Below are 19,218 nucleotides of genomic sequence, written 5' to 3' on the forward strand. Positions count from 1 at the left end.
CAAAACAATGGTCGAATTCAACCTTCCCGCCAACTCCCGGGTCGGCGTCGGCAAGACCGTCAACGCCGCGCAGGGCGCCAAGCGGGCCAAGACCTTCAAGCTCTACCGCTGGAACCCGGACGACGGGCAGAACCCGCGGGTCGACACCTTCATCGTCGACCTCGACAAGTTCGGCCCGATGATCCTCGACGCGATCATCTACATCAAGAACACCCTGGATTCGACGCTGACCTTCCGGCGCTCCTGCCGCGAGGGCATCTGCGGGTCCTGCGCGATGAACATCGACGGGACCAACACCTTGGCCTGCCTCAAGGCCATCGAGGACGTCAAGGGCGACGTCAAGATCTACCCGCTGCCGCACATGCCGGTTGTGAAGGACCTCGTCCCCGACCTCAAGCACATCTACGCCCAGCTCGCCTCGATCAAGCCGTGGCTGCAGACCCAGTCCCCGGCCCCGCCCGACCGCGAGCGCCTGCAGTCGCCCGAGGACCGCGCCAAGCTGGACGGCCTCTACGAATGCATCCTGTGCTTCTGCTGCTCGACGTCCTGCCCCAGCTACTGGTGGAACGGCGACCGCTATCTCGGGCCGTCGATCCTGCTGCAGGCCTACCGCTGGATCGTCGACAGCCGCGACGAGATGACGGGCGAGCGCCTCGACAACCTCGAGGACCCGTTCCGCCTCTACCGCTGCCACACCATCATGAACTGCACCAAGGCGTGCCCCAAGGGCCTCAACCCCGCCAAGGCGATCGCCGAGATCAAGAAGCTCATGGTGGCCCGGCGCTGAGGCGGCCCGGCAACCGGTGACACCGTGGGGCGCCCGAAAGGGCGCCCCATTTGCATTGCTGGGGAACCGTGCCCCTCCGAGCGTCCCTTTTCCACGCGCCGTCACCGCGATAGAATTCATCCGGCCCGCCGCGGGAGAAGCGTGTCATGATACCGTCGAGCGGAATGGCTGACACACCTCCTGCCCCCACCCTCCCCACGGCTCCGCCGCGGGTCCCCTCCCTCCCCTGCGAAGCGGGGGAGGGTCGGGGTGGGGGCAAACGTGTGTCAGGACTTCGGCTCGACGGTATGAGACCTTCGGTCGCCCTTGCACGACAGCGCGATGCCGCTCGCGCATTGGTCAGCCATCATCGGGTGACCAATCTGCGCGTGTTCGGCTCCGTCGTCCATGGAACGGACCGGGACGGCAGCGACCTCGACCTGCTCGTGGATGCTCTGCCCGGTGCGACCCTGTTCGACCTCGGCGGACTCCAGGTGGAGTTGGAGGCATTGCTGAACGTGCCGGTCGACCTGCGGATTCCCGGCGACCTGCCACGCAGCTTCCGCGCCGAGGTGCTGGCGGAGGCACGCCCCGTATGAAGGCCGACCGGCTGCCGAGCCACCTCGACCATATCCGGCAGGCCGCAGCCGGTGCCGGGGGACGTCCTCCGTTCGCGTCCGGCGGACGCCCCCGGGTCTCGCATCCGCCCCGCGAACCGGTCAGTGCAGCGGCGCCGCCTTGAGGAAGCGCTCGCGCACGGCCGAGCCGACGCGCAGGTCGAAGACGTCGCCCTCGCGCTCCAGGGTGAGCGGGACGTCGACGCCGGCCGGCCCCACCGCCCACAGCGCCCGATAGAGTTCGGCCAGCGTGCCGACGGGTTCGCCGGCGACCGCGCGCACCACGTCGCCGGCGCGCATCTCGGCGCGTTTCGCCGGGCCGTCGCCGGCCAGGCCGGCCAGCACCACCTGCCCCGCCTCGTTCTGCGTGAAGTAGGCGCCGAGCCAGGGCCGCGGCGGCCCCTGCACCCGGCCGTGGGTCAGCAGGTCGTCGAGGATCGGCTTCAGGCGGTCGATGGGAACGCTCATGTTCAAGGGCATGACCCGCTCGTCGGGCACCTGGTACTGGAGCTGCAGGGAGCCGATGCCGACGAGCGCGCCGTCCGGGCCGATCAGCGCCGTGCCGCCCCAGAAGGGATGGGCCGGGGCGGTGAAGATGGCGTCGTCCAGCAGGTATTCCCAGTAGCCCGCGAACTCCTGGCGCGCCACCACCCGCGCCGCCAGCGCGTGGACGCGGCCGCCCGCCCCGGCCACCACGACGTTGTCGCCGGGCTGCACCCGGCGGGCGTCGCCCATCGCCAGCGCCGGCACGCCGAGCGGTCCCAGGGCCTGCACGAGGCCGAAGCCGCTGGTGTGGTCGTAGGCCACCACGTGGGCCCGCACGGCGCGGCCGTCGTTGGTGGTCAGCCACACCTCCTCGGCCTCGACGATCAGATAGCCGATGGTCAGCACCAGCCCGTCGTCGCGGATCACCACGCCCTGCCCCGCCCGCTCCGTCCCCAGCGACTCGGCGGTGAAGGCGTCGCGGGGTGCCGTGGCGCGCAGCAGCACCACCGAGGACAGGGCCCGTTCCAGATCGTAGGCCAGCGCCTCCGGATCGGGCTGGTACTCGGGCGGGATCCGCCAGCCTTCGGACGTTCGCATCGCAAGCCTCCTTCGCTAGGGACGGCGTCGGCGACCGCCCTTACCGCTAGGTAGGCTCTCCACCCGCCGGAGAACAGGGGGCGTCGGCCGCCGGCAGCACGGTCTCCACCAGGGTGGCCCAGTAGGAGGCGCCGACCGCCAGCACGGCGTCGTTGAAATCGTAGCCGGGATTGTGCAGCAGGCAGCCGGAGGCCCCGTCGCCGCCCTGCCCCAGCCAGACGTAGCAGCCCGGCCTCGCCTGCAGCATGAAGCCGAAATCCTCCGACGCCATGGACGGCGCCGGGTTCCAGCGCACCTTGTCGGGGCCGACGACGCGGGCGGCCACGGCCGCCGCCAGGTCCGCCTCCGCCTCGCTGTTGACGGTGGAGGGATAGCCCGGGAGGATTTCCACCGTCGCCGCCGCGCCGAAGCCGGCGGCCACGCTGGTGGCGAGCTGGCGCAGCTGCTCGTGGATGCGGGCGCGGGTTTCCGGCCGGAAGGTGCGGATGGTGCCGCTCAACCGCGCCTCGGCGGGAATGATGTTGAAGGTCGTCCCGGCCTCCACCCAGGTCACCGAGACGACGGCGCTGTCCAGCGGATCGGTGCCGCGGCTGACCAGGCTCTGCGCGGCGGTGATGATGTGGGCGCCGACCAGCACCGGGTCGACGCCGCGGTGGGGCATCGCGGCGTGGGCGCCGTGTCCGGCGACGGTGACGATGAACTTGTCGGCCGATGCCATCACCGGGCCGGGGTGCACGGCGATGGTGCCGGCCGGCAGCTCCGGCCAGTTGTGCAGGCCGAACACCTGCTCGCACGGGAAGCGCTCGAACAGCCCCTCCTCCATCATCCGCCGGGCGCCCGCCAGCCCCTCCTCGGCGGGCTGGAAGATGAAGTGCACGGTGCCGTCGAACGCCCGCGTCTCGGCGAGGTAGCGCGCCGCCCCCAGCAGCATGGCGGTGTGGCCGTCGTGGCCGCAGGCGTGCATCGTGCCGGGGTGGCGCGAGGCATGGGGAAAGTCGTTGGCCTCCGCCATGGGCAAGGCGTCCATGTCGGCGCGCAGACCGATGGCGCGGTTGCCGCCGCCGCGGCCGCGCAGAGAGCCGACGACGCCGGTGCCGGCCAGACCGCGGTGCACGGCGACGCCGAAGGATTCCAGGGTCGTGGCGACGAGTTCCGCGGTCCGCGTCTCCTCGTAGGCGATTTCGGGATGGGCGTGGATGTCGCGGCGCCACGCCGCCATGTCGGCGCTGAAGGCGGCGATACGGTCGATGATCGGCATGTTCCTGGGTGTTCCTTATGCCGGCACGGCCATGCCGCGCTGCACCGCCGGGCGCTCGGCCAGTTGGGCGCGCCAGCGCTGGAGGTGGGTGCGCTCGCCGAGATGGCCCCCCTGGGCCGCGGCGGCGACGAACGGATAGCAGGCGATGTCGGCGATGGAGTACTCGCTCCCCGCGAGGTACTCGACCTCGGCGAGGCGGCGTTCGAGGGCGTCGTAGAAGCGGCCCATCTCGCCGCGGAAGAGGTCGATGGCGTAGGGGATCTTCTCCGGCGCCCGCACGGCGAAGCGGAACACGTCGACCGCGGTGGGCGCCAGATCGCTGATGCCGAACTGGAACCACGACAGCGCCTCGAGCCGCGCCTCGCCGGCCGGCAGCAGGCGGCCGCTGGTCTCGGCGTAGTGCAGCAGGATGGCGCCCGACCCGAACAGCCGGCGCCGGACGCCGCCCGGCAGCTCCTCCACCACGGCCGGCACCTTGCCGGTCGGGCTGACCGCCAGATACGCCTCGGCCCGCTGCTCGCCGGCCATCAGATCCAGCGTGTGCACCCGGTACTTCAGACCGAGCTCCTCGAGCAGGATCGACGCTTTGTGACCGTTGGGCGTCGGAAACGTATAGAGCGTGATCATGTCCGCCAGACCCTTCCCGGACCGGTTCCGTTGTCGGGGTCCACTGTTGCCGATTTGCGCGCGCAACGCCAGCGGCAGCGGCGGCGATTCCGCCGTCGCTGCGTCCGGGGCGGGCCGGTCGACTACACCGCCCGGCTGTGCCGACCGGCGCCGGTGGCGAGATAGGTGTCGAAGCGGGCGGCGACGATGCGCATCAGCGGGCGCGCCGCCTCCGGGACGCGGACGCGGCGCCCGTCGACGGCGACGACGCCGTCCGCCGCCAGATCGTCCATGGCGGCGAGCTCGCCGTCGAAATGGCCGGCGTCGCGGCCGAAGCGCTGCGCCAGCGCGCCGACGTCGACCGCGAGGTCGCACATCAGCCGCTCGATGACGGCGCGGCGCAGACGGTCCTCGTCGTCGAGCGCCAGCCCCTTGGCCGTGGCGAGGCGGCCGGCTTCGATCGCCTCGGCCCAGTCGCCGAAGGGAACGGCGTTCTGGACGTAGCCCTGGGGCAGCTCGCCGATGGAGGAGGCGCCGAAGCCCAGCAGCACGTCGGCGTCGTCGGTGGTGTAGCCCTGGAAGTTGCGGCGCAGCCGGCCCGAGGCCTGCATCACCGCCAGCTCGTCGGTCGGCTTGGCGAAGTGGTCGAGGCCGACGGCGGCGTAGCCGGCGCCGGTCAGGACGCCGGCGATGGCGGCGAACTGCTGCCAGCGGCCGAGCGTGCCGGCCAGGGCCGCCTCGTCGATCTTCTTCTGGTGCGTCTTCATCCACGGCACGTGGGCGTAGCCGAAGACGGCGAAGCGGTCGGCGTCCATCTCCAGGGCGATCTCGGCGGAGCGGGTGACGCTCTCCACCGACTGGTGCGGCAGGCCGTACATGAGGTCGAGGTTGATGTGGCCGACGCCGTTGGCGCGCAGCCAAGCCAGGCTCCGCTCCGTCATCTCCCGCGGCTGGATGCGGTTGACCGCGGCCTGGACCTTGGGGTCGAAGTCCTGCACGCCGAGCGAGGCGCGGTTCACGCCGCAGCGGCCGAGCGCCCGGGCCATCGCCTCGGTCAGGGTGCGGGGGTCGATCTCCACCGCGATCTCGGCCCCGTCCGCCACGTCGAAGCGGGTGCGCAGGTGCGCCATCAGCGCCTCGAAATCCTCGGGCGCCTGCATGGTGGGCGTGCCGCCGCCGAAATGGATGTGGCGGACCTTCAGGCGGCCGGGGATGCGGTCGGCCGCCAGATCGACCTCGCGGCGGATGTGGGCGAGGTATTCGGCGATCGGCTCGTAGCGGGCGACGATCTTGGTGTGGCAGCCGCAGTACCAGCACATCTGCTTGCAGAACGGCACGTGCACGTAGAGGGAGCCGGCGCGCGTCGGGTCGAGCTCGCCGAGCCAGCGCGCGTACGTCTCGTGGGCCACGTTGGGCGAGAAGTGCGGGGCCGTGGGATAGCTGGTGTAGCGCGGGATGCGCAGCCCGTCGTACTTGGCGAGCAGGGCGGGGTTCAGGGCGTCGGTCGGGTGCGTCGTCATGACACGCAGAGTGCGACCGTATCGCCGCGGCGGCCTTGATTTGCGTCAACGCCGCGGCGATCCGGCGCCGTCCCTCAGGCGGCCCGGCGGGCCATCTTCTCCTCCAGATGGCGGTGCAGCAGGTCGACGTTGCGGCGGTTCGCCTTGAAGCCGATGTCGAACAGGGTGCCCAGCACCGGCACCGATCCGACCAGCCAGTCCAGCCCGACGTTCGCCGCCATCCGCGCGATCAGGGACTTGGGCAGGCCGAAGCGCATCGCCTCGTAGACGATGTAGGCGGAGACGACGGCGGTGGCGCTGTCGCCGACCACCGGCACGAGCGAGGCGATCCCGTCCAGCCCGATGGGAATGCGGGTCCCCGGGATGCGCCAGCGCGAATCGAGCAGGGTGGCGAGGTGGCGCAGCCGCTCCAGCCGGGCTCGGTCGGTCTCACTTGAACTTGATGATGACATAGAGCGCATGGACGATCCCCGGGATGTAGCCGAGGATGGTCAGGATCACGTTGATCCAGAAATGCATGCCGAAGCCGACCTGCAGGAAGACGCCGAGCGGCGGCAACAGGATGGCGAGAAGGATGCGGATGATGTCCATTCCGGCGGCTTTCGTCTCAAGGTCCATCACAACGGCTGGTTCGCCCAGGGGAACGCGCCGCGGCCCCCGGCGGTTCCCCGCTCACCGCGCCGCTTCTGCCAGGCGGACCGCCTGCTGGCCGGCACAGCGGCGGAGCAGCAGGTAGCCCACCACCGCCGAGGCGATGGAGCCGCCGAGCACCCCGACGCGCACCGCCACCGCGTGCTCGGGATCGGCGAAGGCGAGGTTGCCGATGAACAGGCTCATGGTGAAGCCGATGCCGGTCAGCACCGAGACGCCGTAGATCTGCGGCCAGGTCGCCCCGGCCGGCAGCGCCGCCGCACCCGACCGCACCGCCACCCAGGTGGCGGTGAACACGCCGGCCTGCTTGCCGACGAACAGGCCGAGGGCGATGCCCAGCGGCACCGGCTCCAGCAGGCTGGCCGGGGTGATCCCGGCCAGCGACACGCCGGCGTTGGCCAGGGCGAACAGGGGCAGGATGAGATAGGTGACCCACGGGTGCAGCGCGTGCTCGAGCGTGCGCAGGGGATGGAGCACCTCGTCGCCCTTCTGCACCCGCAGCGGGATGGCGAAGGCCAGCACCACCCCGGCGAGGGTGGCATGGACGCCGGACTCCAGCACGCACACCCACAAGATGGCGCCGACGATCATGTAGGGCGCCCGGCGGCTGACGCCGATCAGGTTCAGCCACGCCAGCCCGAGCCCGGCCAGGGCGGCGAAGCCCAGCGCCGCCGGCGCCAGCTGGTGGGTGTAGAAGGCGGCGATGATGACGATGGCGCCGAGGTCGTCCATGATCGCCAGCGCCAGCAGGAAGATCCGCAGCGACGTCGGCACCCGCGGTCCCAGGAGCGCCAGCACCCCGACGGCGAACGCGATGTCGGTGGCCGCCGGAATGGCCCAGCCGCCCAGCGTCGACGGCGTGCCGGCGTTGATCAGCGTGTAGACCAGGGCCGGGGCCGCCATGCCGCCCAGCGCGGCGATGCCGGGAAGCATGGCCCGGGCGCGGCTCGACAGTTCCCCTTCGCGGATCTCGCGCTTGATCTCCAGCCCGACCAGCAGGAAGAAGATCGCCATCAGGCCGTCGTTGATCCACATGTGCATCGGCTTGTCGATGCCCAGGCCGCCGACGTGCAATCCGGCCGGCAGTTCCAGCACGTGGTGGTAGAGGTCGGCGGCGGGGGAATTCGCCAGGGCCAGGGCGACGGCCGACGCGATCATCAGCAGGATGCCGGCCGTCGCCTCGTTCTTCAGAAAATCGCGGATCGCAGGGAGTGTCATCAGCTCGCGTTTCCAGGTGGATGGGACACCGTCCGGAGGTGGGCCGCCACGATGCCCTCAACACCGTGGCAGGGGAAAGGGCCCTGGCGGTCCGGTCGGGCGACGGCACCGGCACGACCGCCCGGCGGTCGCCGGGCCACGCACAGTCGGCGCGACGGATCGTCGCAGAGTCCCGGTGCGTGTGCGCCAAACCATTCTTTCGCCGGACGAATCGCCGTCCGTCACACCATCGGACGGGGGCTTCCCCGACCTTCGCGGCGCAAATCCACCCTGGTCAGCCCGCGCCGACTCGGGAATCATGGGCGGCGGCGGCGAACAAAGACCGCGGTATGAAGAAAATCCCGGAGGAAACATGGATACCCTGTTCTGTGCATGCTGCGGCCGGCCGTTCCAGCGGGCCTCGCAGCGTGGACCGGCACCGACCTACTGCTCGCGCGACTGCCGGCGGCAGATGGACGTTCGGCGCCGCATCTGGGCCACGGCCGCTCCCGCCGGCATCGCCTGGGAACAGGCCCGCGACCGCCACCCGCCCGGGCGCATCGCCAGCGTGCGCTGAGATCGGCGACGGCTCCATCATACCGGCAGGAAAGCCGTGCCGAAGGGAGCACATTGTCACACGTCCGTCCCATATTCCTGCTGCCGGTCCAAGCAGCACCCTTGAATCTTCCCCAAAGACATCCCATTTGAATCCAGAGGACCGCAAGACTTTCAGGCGCTCCTCTGCGGGACGACTTGGAAACAGCAAGCCGGCGCCGTGCATTTCCCGCGTATCATTAGCCGGCTCGCCGCGAAGACCGGCACATCCCATCTGAACGCGGGCCATCCGACGGCGGGCCAGCCCGCCGGTCGGCCCGATGGCCGAAGGAGAATCTCGTGTCTCGTGCCCACTACGTCGTCATGCCGCGCACCGACGGCTGGTACATCCACTTCGAGGGGAACGTCTACGGTCCCACCCAGGGCGGCCGCACGGGCGCCCTGGTCGCCGCCGTGCAGGCCGCCCAGCAGGCCGGCAAGGACGGACACGAGGCGCAGGTGTCGGAACGGTCGACCGGCGGCACCGACGCCTGCGTGTGGCGGTTCGGCATCGACGCCTATCCGCCGGCGTGGGCGGAGGATCTGCGCCGCGACGCCAACGTCAAGCCGCGCGGGCGCAGCCGGCCGGGGGGCATCGCCTAAGCAGGTTTTCCGGACTCCGCCCACCTTTGGGCGGGCTCGGAAAACCTGCAAAACCATAGAGTCCGCAGGTTTTCCCAGGCCGGGCCATCTGTGGCCCGATCTGGGAAAACCCGCTTAGACGCCCCCCGGCGCCGCGGCCTCAGTAGCCTTCGCGCAGCATCCGCCGGCGCATCGCCTTGCGGTGGCGGCGCACCGTTTCCGCCGCTTGGCGGGCGCGGCGCTCCGAAGGCTTCTCGTAGCTGCGGCGCAGCTTCATCTCGCGGAAGACGCCTTCGCGCTGCATCTTCTTCTTGAGAGCGCGCAGGGCACCGTTGATGTCGTTGTCGCGAACGTAAACGAGCATGTCGTCGCGTTCCTTCCGTTGTTGACGTAGGACGGCGAGCACGCCGGAGCCCTTCCGCGGCCGCGATGCGGACCGCCGAGCGCCGACGCTGCCCACGGCAAAGTGCCGGCGGGCATCAAATCACTGAGGGAACCGATCGGAGGCGGGCGCCCGCGGGCGAAGGCCAACAAAGCCCAAAGCGGATTCGACCCCGCATACCTGCGCCCGATGCCCGACCGATGCAAGGACATTCGCCCCCGCGGACCGATGCGGCGGCCCTATTCCGCGGCCAGCGGATCGCCGGTTCCGCCGGAACCGCAGAGCGTGTCCCAGTCGAGCTCGGCGGGATGGCCGACGACGTGGTCGGCCTCGAAGGCAAGGCCGGCGTGCTGCGGCCAGGCGACGGTCAGCATGCCGGCGGCCTTGGCGGCGCGGGCGCCGGTCGGGCTGTCCTCGATCACCGCGCAGGCCCCGGGGGCGATGCCGAGACGCGCGGCGGCGAGGAGGTAGGGCTCGGGATCGGGCTTGCCGTTGGCGACGTCGTCGCGGCTGACGGAGAACTCGAACGGCTGCCGTCCCATGGCGCGGGCGATGGCGCCGAGGTTGGCGTCGACCACCCGGCGGCCGCTGTTGGAGACGCAGACCTGCCGCAGGCCGCGGGCGGCGAACGCCTCGACCAGCGCGAAGGCGCCCTCGCGCGGCGCCACCCGGGCGAGGACGGCGACGTAGCGGTCGGTGATGGCGCCGACCCAGGCGGCGAAGCTGAGCGGCATCGGCCGCGCCGCGTCGAGGCGGGCGAAGAACTCGGGGAAGCCGATGCCCAGCGCGGCGGCGAACTCCTCGTCCGAGAGCTCGTAGCCATGGTCGCGGCAGACGTCGACCGTGCAGCGGTAGTGCCAGGGCTCGCTGTCCAGCAGGGTGCCGTCGATGTCCCAGAGGATCGCCTGCAGGGCGGGCCGTCTCATCGCATCACCAGATCGTCGCGGTGGATCATCTCGTCGCGGCCGCGGTAGCCGAGGATCGCCTCGATGTCCGCGCTGCGCCGGCGGACGATGCGGCGCGCGTCCTCTGCGCCGTAGGCGCACAGGCCGCGGGCGATCTCGGCGCCGTCGGCGTCGCGGACGGTCACCAGGTCGCCGCGCTCGAAGTCGCCCTGGACCTCGGCGACGCCGGCCGGCAGCAGGCTGCTGCCCTGGCGCAGCGCCCGCACCGCGCCGGCATCGACGACGAGCACGCCGTGGGGGGCGAGGTGGCCGGCGATCCACGCCTTGCGCGCCGTCCGCGGCTCGGCGGCGGGAAGGAACCAGGTGCACGGCGCCCCGCCCTGCTCGGGCGGCGACTCCAGGGCGGCTAGCGGGTTCATGCGCTGGCCCTTGGCGATGACCATGCGGCAGCCGCCGGACATGGCGATGCGCGCCGCGGCGATCTTGGTGACCATGCCGCCGGAGCTGTAGCCGGGCGGCGGCTCGCCGGCCATGCCCTCGATGGCGGGGGTCAGCTCGCGCACCACCGGGATGTGGGCGGCGTCCGGGTCCTTGCGGGGATCGGCGGTGTAGAGGCCGTCGATGTCGGAGAGCAGCACCAGCGTGTCGGCGGAGATCATCTGCGCCACCCGCGCCGCCAGCCGGTCGTTGTCGCCGAAGCGGATCTCGGCGGTGGCCACCGTGTCGTTCTCGTTGATGACCGGTACGGCGCCGAGGCGCAGCAGGGTGTCGATGGTGGCGCGGCCGTTGAGGTGGCGGCGCCGCTCCTCGGTGTCCTCCAGGGTCAGCAGCACCTGGGCCACGGTGATGTCGTGGCGGGCCAGCGTCTCCTGGTAGGCGTGGGCGAGGCGGATCTGGCCGGTGGCGGCGGCCGCCTGCTTCTCCTCCAGGCGCAGCGCCCGGCCGCGCAGGCCGAGATGCTCGCGCCCCACGGCGACGGCACCGGAGGTGACCACCACCACCTCCTGCCCCCGCCCGCGGCAGGCGGCGATGTCGTCGCCCAGCGCGTCGAGCCAGGCGCGGCGGATGTGGCCGGTCGCCTGGTCGACCAGCAGGGCGGAGCCGATCTTGACGACGAGGCGCCGCGCCTCGAGCAGGGTGGCGCCGGGCTCCGTCGTCGCGCCCTCAGTCTTCCCGGTCATCGTCATCGTCGTCGAGGTCGTCGTAGTTGTCCCAGCCCTCGTCGTCCCCGTCGGGCGCGCGCGGATCGCGCAGGTGCCAGTTGCGCGGCTGCACCGGGGTGGGCGGCGGGTGCAGCACCTCCGGCTCCTCCTCCTTGGCCGCCTTGATGGCCTGGAGGAGGCGGTAGAGCACGGCCTGCACCCCCTGGCCGGTGACGCCGGACAGCACCATCACCTCGGCGCCCGAGTCCGCCTCCAGCGCCGCCTTCTTCTCCGCCAGCTCCTCGTCGAGGATGGCGTCGCACTTGTTGAGGCCGACGATCTCCGGCTTGTCGGCGAGCACGCCGCCGCCGTAGGCCTGCAACTCCTGGCGGATCACCCGGTAGGCGGCGACCACGTCCTCGGCCGTGCCGTCGATCAGGTGCAGCAGGATGCGCGTGCGCTCGAGATGGCCGAGGAAGCGGTCGCCCAGCCCGTGCCCCTCGTGCGCCCCCTCGATCAGGCCGGGCACGTCGGCGATGACGAACTCGTCCTCGCCGGCCCGCACCACGCCCAGGTTGGGGGTCAGGGTGGTGAAGGGATAGTCGGCGATCTTCGGCTTGGCCGCCGTGGTGGCGGCGAGGAAGGTCGACTTGCCGGCGTTGGGCAGGCCGACCAGCCCGGCGTCGGCGATCAGCTTGAGGCGCAGCCACACCCAGCGCTCCTCGCCGGGCCAGCCCGGGTGGAACTTGCGCGGCGCGCGGTTGGTCGAGGTCTTGTAGTAGGCGTTGCCGAAGCCGCCGTCGCCGCCCTTCAGCAGCACGACGCGCTGGCCGACCTCGGTGAGGTCGGCCAGCACCGTCTCCTGGTCCTCGTCGAGGACCTGGGTGCCGACCGGCACGCGCAGCACCGCGTCGTCGCCGCGCGGCCCGTTGCGGTCGCGGCCCATGCCGTGCTGGCCGCGCTTGGCCTTGAAGTGCTGCTGGTAGCGGTAGTCGATCAGGGTGTTCAGGCCCTGCACCGCCTCGATCACGACGTCGCCGCCGCGCCCGCCGTTGCCGCCGTCGGGCCCGCCGAACTCGATGAACTTCTCGCGGCGGAAGCTGACGGCGCCGGGCCCGCCGTCGCCGCTCTTCACGAACACCTTGGCCTGATCGAGGAACTTCATGGGTCTGTCTACAAAGAAAAATCGGGGGTCCGGTCGCCCGGTCCCCCGATCGAGAACGAAGCCGTCAGGCTGGGTCCGGTCGCGGTCACTCGGCCGCGACGGCCGGCGCCTCTTCGACGTTGGCGTTGACGGCGATGTAGGTCCGTCCACCGGTCGAGCGCTTGAACGACACCGTGCCGTTCACGAGGGCGAACAGGGTGTGGTCCTTGCCGATGCCGACGTTGGCGCCGGGGTGGAACGTCGTGCCGCGCTGGCGGACGAGGATGTTGCCGGCGAGCACCGCCTCGCCGCCGAACTTCTTCACGCCGAGACGGCGGCCGGCGCTGTCGCGGCCGTTGCGCGAGGAGCCGCCTGCCTTTTTGTGAGCCATAGTCCTACTCCTTCAGAACGGCGCCGGCTCAGGCCGCGCCGTTGATCCCGGTGATGCGGAGCACCGTCAGATCCTGACGGTGGCCGTTCTTGCGGCGGTAGTTCTGGCGCCGCTTCTTCTTGAAGACGATGATCTTGGGGCCGCGGTCCTGGGCGACCACCTCGGCCGCGACCGACGCGCCCGCCACCGTCGGCGTGCCGATCGTCGTGGTGCCGCCGTCGCTGACCATCAGCACGTCCTCGAGCGTGATGGTCGCGCCAGCGTCGCCTGCGAGCTTCTCGACCTTGATCACGTCGCCGTTGGCGACCTTGTACTGCTTGCCGCCGGTGCGAATCACTGCAAACATCGTCACTGCCCATTCCATAACAAACGGCGGGCCGTCGCCCACCGTCGAAGGTGCACGCCCGCTTGTGAGAGGGCGGATTTATACGCCGCTTTCTGCCGGAGTCAACAGGCTTGCCGCGGATTTTGGCGGCGTTGCGCCGTCGCGCGACGGCACGGACCGACCCCGCGGCACGACGGCCGCCCAATCCCTGGCCATCGGCGGGACCGGCGCCGCGCCGGGCCCCGCGCGGCGCCGGTCCATGCCGCGGCCGCCCGATGGACGGGCGGACGGCCTGCCCGATCGGTCGGATCACGGGCGCCGCGGACCGGTCACGTCATGCCTCTCCGACAAGACCGCAAACAGGGCTTGCGGGCCCCCGGCGTTTCGGTTAGGTTGCGCGCCGCTCCGCACCGCGGCGGCCACGGATGGGTGGCAGAGTGGTTGAATGCACCGCACTCGAAATGCGGCGTACCCGCAAGGGTACCGGGAGTTCGAATCTCCCCCCATCCGCCATTGATCGCCCCCGCCGGCAACCGGCGGGGAGCGCCGGCCCGGGATGATGGCCGGCCCCGACGCGCTCTACCACCGCCTGTTCTCCCATCCGCTGCTGGTCGAGCAGCTCGTGCGCGAGTTCGTGCCCGAGGCTGCGGCGGCCGGTCTGGCGTTCGACCGGATGGAGAAGGTCGCCGCCAAGTTCCACGCCCATTCCGGCGACCGTCGTGAAGGCGACGTCATCTGGCGCCTCCCGACCGGTGACGGCAGCGCCGTCTATCTCTATCTCCTCATCGAATTCCAGTCGCAGAACGACTGGTGGATGGCCGTCCGCGCCCAGGTCTACGAAGGCCTGCTCTGGCAGCAGGTGATCGCGGAGAAGGCGCTGCGGACCGGTGACCGCTTGCCGCCGGTGCTTTTGGTCGTCCTCTACAACGGGGAGACGCGCTGGACGGCGCCGACGGCCGTCGCCGATCTCGTCGCGTTGCCGCCGGATTCGCCGCTGTGGCTTTGGCAACCGCAGGTCCGCTACCATCTTCTCGACATGGGGGCGTTCCCGGACAGCGAGCTGGCCCGTCGGCACAGCTTGGCGGCCCTGCTGTTCCGCCTGGAGCACCGCCACCAGCCGGCGACGCTGGAACGCCTGATCGGCGAGGTCATCGGCTGGTTCCGGCAACATCCCGGTTACGGCGAGTTGAAGCGGCTTTTTACCGAACTGGTGAAAACGGCGGTCGACGGCGTCGGGCTGCGGGTCGCCGTTCCCAACGATCTGGCGGAGATGAGAACGATGCTGGCGACACAGGGCAAGGCCTGGATGCAGCAATGGAAGGCCGAAGGGCTGGCCGAAGGACGTGCAGAGGGACGTGCAGAGGGACGAGCAGAGGGACGAGCAGAGGGACGAGCGGCGGGGCGCCACGAGGCCAGCGTGCACGTCCTGCTGCGCCTGCTGTCACGCCGCTTCGGCACGGTTCCCGAAGCCGCGCAAGCGCGGATCGCGGCCGCCGACCTCGCCACCCTCGAGCGCTGGATCGACCGGGTGATCGACGCGCCGTCGCTCGACGCCGTGCTCGACGACCCCGCCCATTGATCCCGGAGCCGCACCGCCCGCCGCCGGTCCCGGGCGGCGGGCGGCGGGCGTTACCGTCCTACAGCGCCAGCATGTAGGCCACCAGGTCGGCCTTCTCCTGCTCCGTCAGCCGGGTGCCGAGCACCAGGTTGAAGAACTCCACGGTGTCGGCCAGGGTCAGCAGCCGGCCATCGTGCAGGTAGGGCGGCGAGTCCTTGATGCCGCGCAGGGTGAAGGTCTTGACCGGCCCTTCCGCCCCGGCGCGGTGGCCGCGGATCATCTGCGGCTCGTGGAAGCGCTCGACCTTCAGGTCGTGCATCATGTTGTCCATGAACATCGGCGGCTGGTGGCACTCCGAACAGCGCCCCTTGCCGAAGAAGAGCTGTTCGCCGCGCCGCTCCCGCTCGCTCGCCTTGGCCGGATCGAGACGGCCGAACACGTCGAGCTTCGGCGCCGGCGGCAGGTCGAACATGTTCTGGGTCTGCGCCATCATCACCACCTGGCTGGCGTGGTCGGGCAGGTTCACGCCCTTCTTCGCCGCCGTCACCTGGTCGCCGTCGAAATAGGCGGTGCGCTGCTCGAACTCGGTGAAGTCCTCGATCGAGCGCAGGGAGCGCTTGCTGCCGTGGATCTGCTGGTTGAACACGCCGCGCAGGCTGACCGTCTCGATGCGGAAGCGGTTGGCCTGCGGCCGGGTGTCGGGGTTGAGGTGGAAGGTCGCGTTGGTGTGGCCGTTGGTGTGGCCGTTGGTGTGGCAGTCGAGGCAGCTCACGCCGAAGCTCGGCTCCTCCGCCTTGCGGTCGTCGGTCTGGTTGAACTGCTGCTGCGGGAACGGCGTCAGCAGCAGCCGCAGCCCCTCGATCTGCACCGGGGTCAGCAGCCCGTTCATCAGCCCGTAGTAGTTCTTGATCGTCAGCACCTGGCCCTGCGAGACGTCGCCCTTCTCCGGGTGGGTCGTCAGGAAGATGGGCGGCGGGTACTCCGGCATGAGGTGGTCGGGGAAATCGAAGTCGACGTCGAAGCGCTTCAGCGACCGGCGCTCCGCCTTCTCGATGGCGTCGATCTGGACCTGCGGGAACACCATGCCGCCGGTGACGTGCTTGGCGTGGGGCAGCGGCAGGAAGCCCTGCGGGAACACCCCCCGGGCGCGGATCTCGTCGGGGCTCATCTCGGCCAGACGCTGCCAGCTCATGCCGTCGGGAAGCGTGACCCGGACCCCCGCCTGCACCGCTTTCCGGCCGCCCGACATCATCGTGTCCGAGGGACGGTCGGCCAGGTCGTAGCGCCGCTCCATCAGCGCCCGCTGCTCGGCCATGACGTCGCGCCTGGCCGCGCTGTCGGCGGCCATGGTCTCGTCGAAGCTGCGCTCGATGACGACGGGCATGAAGCTCTGGTCGGCCGCCGCCGCGCCGGCCGGCAGAGCCGCCGCCGCGGCACCGCCCAGCAGAAGCAGCCGCATCGCGGCACGGTTCCCGGAAACGCGCGTTGTCATGCATTCCTCCCTTCTTGGCGAACGGGCGAGCGGCCACCGCCGCGTGCGGACGGCGGACGCTCCGGTCGGACGCCCCGGGAACCGCAACGCCGCGCCCCCTCGCGCACGGAATCCCGGCGCAGAACAGCGTCCATGCGTTGCGCCCATGCTCCCGAGAGCGCCGATTCGTATTTTCTAGAATGATTAAAATCTACCGTCGCGCGACGACGCGCGCAAGACCGGTCGATGCCGGCGATCCCGCCGCGCCCTGCGCGGCACTGGCTTTCACGAGCTGTATCAATGGCTTGCCGCCTCTCATCCAGAGGGGTTACCCCGTCGATCCCGGCGCGGCGGCCGCCGCGCCGGACCGGGTCCGTCCCTTGCCGCACCGGCCGGAACCGCGCAGGATGGGCCGCGACACCAGCCGGGGACGCCCATGGAATTGGCCCTCCTGATCGCCGCCGTTCTCGTGGTGGCGGAGTTCCGCCGGCTGCGCGGCCGCTTGACGCGCTTGGAACGGGACAACGCCGACCTGCGTGCGATCGTCCAGTCGCTGCGCCCTCCCGCCGATGCCGGCGCGCCCCCGCCCGCGTCGGCGTTGGCGGCGGACGCCGCCGCGACGCCGGACTCCGCAACGTCGCCGCCGCCGCTGCCGCCGAAGCCGGCCGCGGTGCCGCCTCTCCCGCCGGAGCCGGTCGGCGGACCGGCGGGCGGCGGCTTCGCCGGCCTGGAGACGCGGCTGACCGGTCGCTGGCTGGTATGGACCGGCGGCGTGGCGCTGGCGCTCGGCGGCGCCTTCCTCGTCCAGGTGTCCATCGAATCGGGCCTGCTGTCCCCGGCCGTCCGCCTCCTCCTGGGACTCCTGCTGGCGGCGGGGCTGGTGGCCGCGGGGGAATGGCTGCGCCGCCGGCCGCCGGCCCGCGGCGTCGGTCCGCTCGGTGCCGACCACCTCGCCCCCACCGTTGCCGGGGCCGGCCTCGCCGCCGCCTACGCCGCCCTCTACGCCGCCCACGGCCTCTACGGGCTGATCGCCCAGGGCCTGGCCTTCGCCGGGCTGGCCGCGGTGTCGTTCGCGGCCCTCGTGCTGGCGCTGCGCCACGGGCCGGCCATCGCCGCCCTCGGCATCGTCGGCGCCTACGCGGCGCCGGCGGTGGTCGGCGGGGACGCCGACGACGGGATCGCGCTGTTCGCCTACCTCGCCACGGTGTCCGCGGTCGCCACCCTGGCGGCGCGCTGGCGCGGCTGGAGCTGGATGGTGCCGACGGTCCACTGGGGCGGCGTCGCCTGGGTGCTGGCTTGGCTGGCGCTGCGCAGCGGCGCCGGCGCCCCCTGGCCGGCGGCGCTCTATCTGCTGTTCGCCACCGCGCTGGCCGTCGGCCTGCGGCGCCGCCCCGCCGCCGCCGGGAACGCTCCCGGCTGGCGCGGCCGCCTGCGCCGGCTCGACGGTGCCGGCCTCGCGGTCGCCCTGGCGACCCTGCTGGCGGGCTGCCTGCTGTTCCTGGCCGGGGACGACGCCGTGGCGCCGACGGTCGCCACCGCCGCCGCCCTCGCGGTCCTCCTGCTCGCCGACGACCGTGCCGGAGCCCGCCCCACCGGCGGCGGCGCCGTCGCCGCCCTGGTGCTGCTGGCGGCGGGCGCGCTGATCGACGTCGCCGAACCCGGCGGCCTCGCCTACGCCGTGGCCGCCGCTGCCGGGCTGACCGCGGCGTCGTTCGTCGCCGCCCACGGCAGCGCCCGCGCCGGCTGGTTCACCCTGGTCGGCGGATCGGGCGCCCCGCTGCTGGTGGCCGCCGGCTACGCCGGCCACGGCGACGGCGCCCCCGATGCCGACTGGGCGCTCGCCGCCGCCGCCGTGGCGGCGCTGCACACCGCCGTCGCCGGCTACGCCGCCCGCCTGCGCACGCACCCGCCCTGGGCGGCGGTGCTCGCCGGCTACGCCACGGCGGCGCTCGGCGGGCTGGCCCTGGGCGCCGCCCTGCTGCTGCGCGACGCCGGGCTGACGGTGGCGCTGGCCTGGACGGTCGCCGCCGCCGCGGCGGTGCATCGCAGCGTGCCGGTGGCCGGACTGCGCACGGTCGCCCTGGCCCTGGCGATCACCGTCATCGTCCGCCTCGACCTCAACCCGGAGGTGCTGTCCTACGGTCCGCTGGGGCCGCTGACCGGCCTGCCCTGGATCTGGCCGGCGTACGGGCTGTCGGCGCTGGCCTTCGTGGCGGCGCGGGCCGGCTTCGCGCGGACACCCGCACCGCGGCTGCACACCGTGCTGGAGGCCGGGGCGCTGAGCTTCGCCGTGCTGCTGGTCAGCCTGCAGATCCGGCTCGCCGTCGCCGATGGACCGCTCGACCGGCCCGGCTACGACCTGCTGGAGCAGGGACTGAACGCGGTGTGGTGGCTGGCCGTCGCCCTGCTGCTCTACGCCCGGGCCGCGCCGGCGGCCGGGGCGACGACCCGCTACGGCTGGCGGGTGCTGGGCGCGCTCGGGGCGGCACAGGTGCTGCTGGGCACGATGCTGGCGGCCAACCCGCTGTGGACCGACGCCCCCGTCGGCGCGATGCCGCTGGTCAACGCGCTGCTGCCCGCCTACGCCCTGCCCGCCCTGCTGGCCGCCGGGTTCGCCGGGCTGGCGGCGCGGCGCGGCGCCCGCCGCCTCGCCCTCGGCGCCGGCGCCGCCGGCCTCGCGGCGTTCTGGATGTGGCTGGCCCTGTCGGTGCGCCAAGCCTTCCAGGGCACCCGCCTCGCCGGCCCCGCGCCGGCCGATGCGGAGCTGTACACCCAGTCGGTGGTATGGCTGGCCTATGGCGCCGCCCTGCTGGCCGGCGGGCTGTGGCGCGGCTCGCTGGCCCTGCGCTACGCCTCCCTGCTGGTGGTGCTGGCCACCGTCGCCAAGGTGTTCCTGGTCGACATGGCGGCGCTGACCGGCCTGTGGCGGGCGGTGTCCTTCCTCGGCCTGGGCGGCGCGCTCATCGGCATCGGCTACGCCTACCAACGTTTCGTCCTGGTGCGCCGGCCGGCGGTGCAGACATAGG

20 protein-coding genes and 1 tRNA gene are annotated in these 19,218 nt (G+C 71.9%); 7 read left to right on the forward strand and 14 right to left on the reverse strand.

The window, feature by feature from the left end; translation table 11 throughout:
• Window positions 1–7: 7 nt before the first annotated feature.
• Window positions 8–787, forward strand: coding sequence for a succinate dehydrogenase iron-sulfur subunit (locus ACSBPG_RS28165; RefSeq protein WP_435540568.1), 780 nt, complete (start codon window positions 8–10; stop codon window positions 785–787).
• A gap of 287 nt (window positions 788–1,074) precedes the next feature.
• Complete coding sequence (locus ACSBPG_RS28170; protein WP_435540569.1) at window positions 1,075–1,365, forward strand: nucleotidyltransferase family protein; 291 nt, start codon at window positions 1,075–1,077, stop codon at window positions 1,363–1,365.
• Between the two features lie 120 nt (window positions 1,366–1,485).
• On the opposite strand, the gene ACSBPG_RS28175 is transcribed toward ACSBPG_RS28170, so the two are convergent.
• The 7 genes from ACSBPG_RS28175 to nhaA all read right to left on the reverse strand — a co-directional run bounded on the left by ACSBPG_RS28175 (window position 1,486) and on the right by nhaA (window position 7,719).
• Complete coding sequence (locus ACSBPG_RS28175) at window positions 1,486–2,466, reverse strand: S1C family serine protease (protein WP_435540570.1); 981 nt, start codon at window positions 2,464–2,466, stop codon at window positions 1,486–1,488.
• Between the two features lie 46 nt (window positions 2,467–2,512).
• A complete protein-coding gene (locus ACSBPG_RS28180) occupies window positions 2,513–3,724 on the reverse strand; it encodes a M20 aminoacylase family protein (protein ID WP_435540571.1) in 1,212 nt (403 codons plus the stop codon).
• A 15-nt stretch (window positions 3,725–3,739) separates the two neighbouring features.
• Window positions 3,740–4,351 (reverse strand): glutathione S-transferase family protein, encoded by a 612-nt coding sequence (locus tag ACSBPG_RS28185; RefSeq protein ID WP_435540572.1) that lies wholly within the window; start codon window positions 4,349–4,351, stop codon window positions 3,740–3,742.
• 122 nt (window positions 4,352–4,473) lie between these two features.
• Window positions 4,474–5,850 carry an oxygen-independent coproporphyrinogen III oxidase gene (gene hemN, locus ACSBPG_RS28190; RefSeq protein ID WP_435540573.1) on the reverse strand — a complete coding sequence of 459 codons (1,377 nt, stop codon included), beginning with the start codon at window positions 5,848–5,850 and terminating at the stop codon, window positions 4,474–4,476.
• Window positions 5,851–5,924: 74 nt separating this feature from the next.
• Window positions 5,925–6,311 (reverse strand): DUF4112 domain-containing protein, encoded by a 387-nt coding sequence (locus ACSBPG_RS28195; RefSeq protein WP_435540574.1) that lies wholly within the window; start codon window positions 6,309–6,311, stop codon window positions 5,925–5,927.
• A complete protein-coding gene (locus ACSBPG_RS28200; protein WP_435540575.1) occupies window positions 6,280–6,441 on the reverse strand; it encodes a YqaE/Pmp3 family membrane protein in 162 nt (53 codons plus the stop codon). The genes ACSBPG_RS28195 and ACSBPG_RS28200 overlap by 32 nt, the downstream gene beginning before the upstream one ends.
• Window positions 6,442–6,522: 81 nt before the next feature.
• On the reverse strand, window positions 6,523–7,719 hold the full coding sequence (gene nhaA / locus ACSBPG_RS28205) for a Na+/H+ antiporter NhaA (RefSeq protein ID WP_435540576.1): 1,197 nt from the start codon (window positions 7,717–7,719) through the stop codon (window positions 6,523–6,525).
• A gap of 352 nt (window positions 7,720–8,071) precedes the next feature.
• Between nhaA and ACSBPG_RS28210 the strand changes: the two genes are divergently transcribed.
• Complete coding sequence (locus tag ACSBPG_RS28210) at window positions 8,072–8,275, forward strand: hypothetical protein (protein WP_435540577.1); 204 nt, start codon at window positions 8,072–8,074, stop codon at window positions 8,273–8,275.
• A 317-nt stretch (window positions 8,276–8,592) separates the two neighbouring features.
• The gene (locus ACSBPG_RS28215; protein ID WP_435540578.1) at window positions 8,593–8,895 is read left to right on the forward strand and encodes a hypothetical protein; all 303 of its coding nucleotides are present in this window, start codon (window positions 8,593–8,595) and stop codon (window positions 8,893–8,895) included.
• Window positions 8,896–9,034: 139 nt separating this feature from the next.
• On the opposite strand, the gene rpsU is transcribed toward ACSBPG_RS28215, so the two are convergent.
• The 6 genes from rpsU to rplU form a co-directional block, all read right to left on the reverse strand.
• Window positions 9,035–9,238, reverse strand: a complete 204-nt coding sequence (gene rpsU / locus ACSBPG_RS28220) for a 30S ribosomal protein S21 (RefSeq protein ID WP_435540579.1) — start codon at window positions 9,236–9,238, stop codon at window positions 9,035–9,037.
• A gap of 257 nt (window positions 9,239–9,495) precedes the next feature.
• Window positions 9,496–10,182: an HAD family hydrolase gene (locus tag ACSBPG_RS28225; protein WP_435540580.1), complete on the reverse strand. Its 687-nt coding sequence runs from the start codon at window positions 10,180–10,182 to the stop codon at window positions 9,496–9,498.
• Entirely contained in the window at window positions 10,179–11,342 is a 1,164-nt protein-coding gene (gene proB, locus ACSBPG_RS28230; RefSeq protein ID WP_435540581.1) for a glutamate 5-kinase, read from the reverse strand. Before proB ends, ACSBPG_RS28225 begins: the two co-directional genes overlap by 4 nt.
• A complete protein-coding gene (gene obgE, locus ACSBPG_RS28235; protein WP_435540582.1) occupies window positions 11,326–12,468 on the reverse strand; it encodes a GTPase ObgE in 1,143 nt (380 codons plus the stop codon). The genes proB and obgE overlap by 17 nt, the downstream gene beginning before the upstream one ends.
• A gap of 85 nt (window positions 12,469–12,553) precedes the next feature.
• Window positions 12,554–12,838 carry a 50S ribosomal protein L27 gene (rpmA, locus tag ACSBPG_RS28240; protein ID WP_435540583.1) on the reverse strand — a complete coding sequence of 95 codons (285 nt, stop codon included), beginning with the start codon at window positions 12,836–12,838 and terminating at the stop codon, window positions 12,554–12,556.
• Window positions 12,839–12,866: 28 nt separating this feature from the next.
• A complete protein-coding gene (rplU, locus tag ACSBPG_RS28245; protein WP_435540584.1) occupies window positions 12,867–13,184 on the reverse strand; it encodes a 50S ribosomal protein L21 in 318 nt (105 codons plus the stop codon).
• A 402-nt stretch (window positions 13,185–13,586) separates the two neighbouring features.
• Here rplU and ACSBPG_RS28250 point away from each other — a divergent pair.
• Both ACSBPG_RS28250 and ACSBPG_RS28255 read left to right on the forward strand, forming a co-directional pair.
• Window positions 13,587–13,676, forward strand: a tRNA-Ser gene (locus tag ACSBPG_RS28250).
• 43 nt (window positions 13,677–13,719) lie between these two features.
• On the forward strand, window positions 13,720–14,742 hold the full coding sequence (locus ACSBPG_RS28255) for an Rpn family recombination-promoting nuclease/putative transposase (protein ID WP_435540585.1): 1,023 nt from the start codon (window positions 13,720–13,722) through the stop codon (window positions 14,740–14,742).
• 58 nt (window positions 14,743–14,800) lie between these two features.
• Here ACSBPG_RS28255 and ACSBPG_RS28260 read toward each other — a convergent pair whose 3' ends face one another.
• Window positions 14,801–16,213 carry a hypothetical protein gene (locus ACSBPG_RS28260; protein WP_435540586.1) on the reverse strand — a complete coding sequence of 471 codons (1,413 nt, stop codon included), beginning with the start codon at window positions 16,211–16,213 and terminating at the stop codon, window positions 14,801–14,803.
• Window positions 16,214–16,628: 415 nt separating this feature from the next.
• Between ACSBPG_RS28260 and ACSBPG_RS28265 the strand changes: the two genes are divergently transcribed.
• Window positions 16,629–19,217, forward strand: coding sequence for a DUF2339 domain-containing protein (locus ACSBPG_RS28265; RefSeq protein ID WP_435540587.1), 2,589 nt, complete (start codon window positions 16,629–16,631; stop codon window positions 19,215–19,217).
• Window position 19,218: the final 1 nt, after the last annotated feature.

It is taken from the genome of Azospirillum sp. ST 5-10 (assembly GCF_051225715.1).
GTDB lineage: Bacteria > Pseudomonadota > Alphaproteobacteria > Azospirillales > Azospirillaceae > Azospirillum.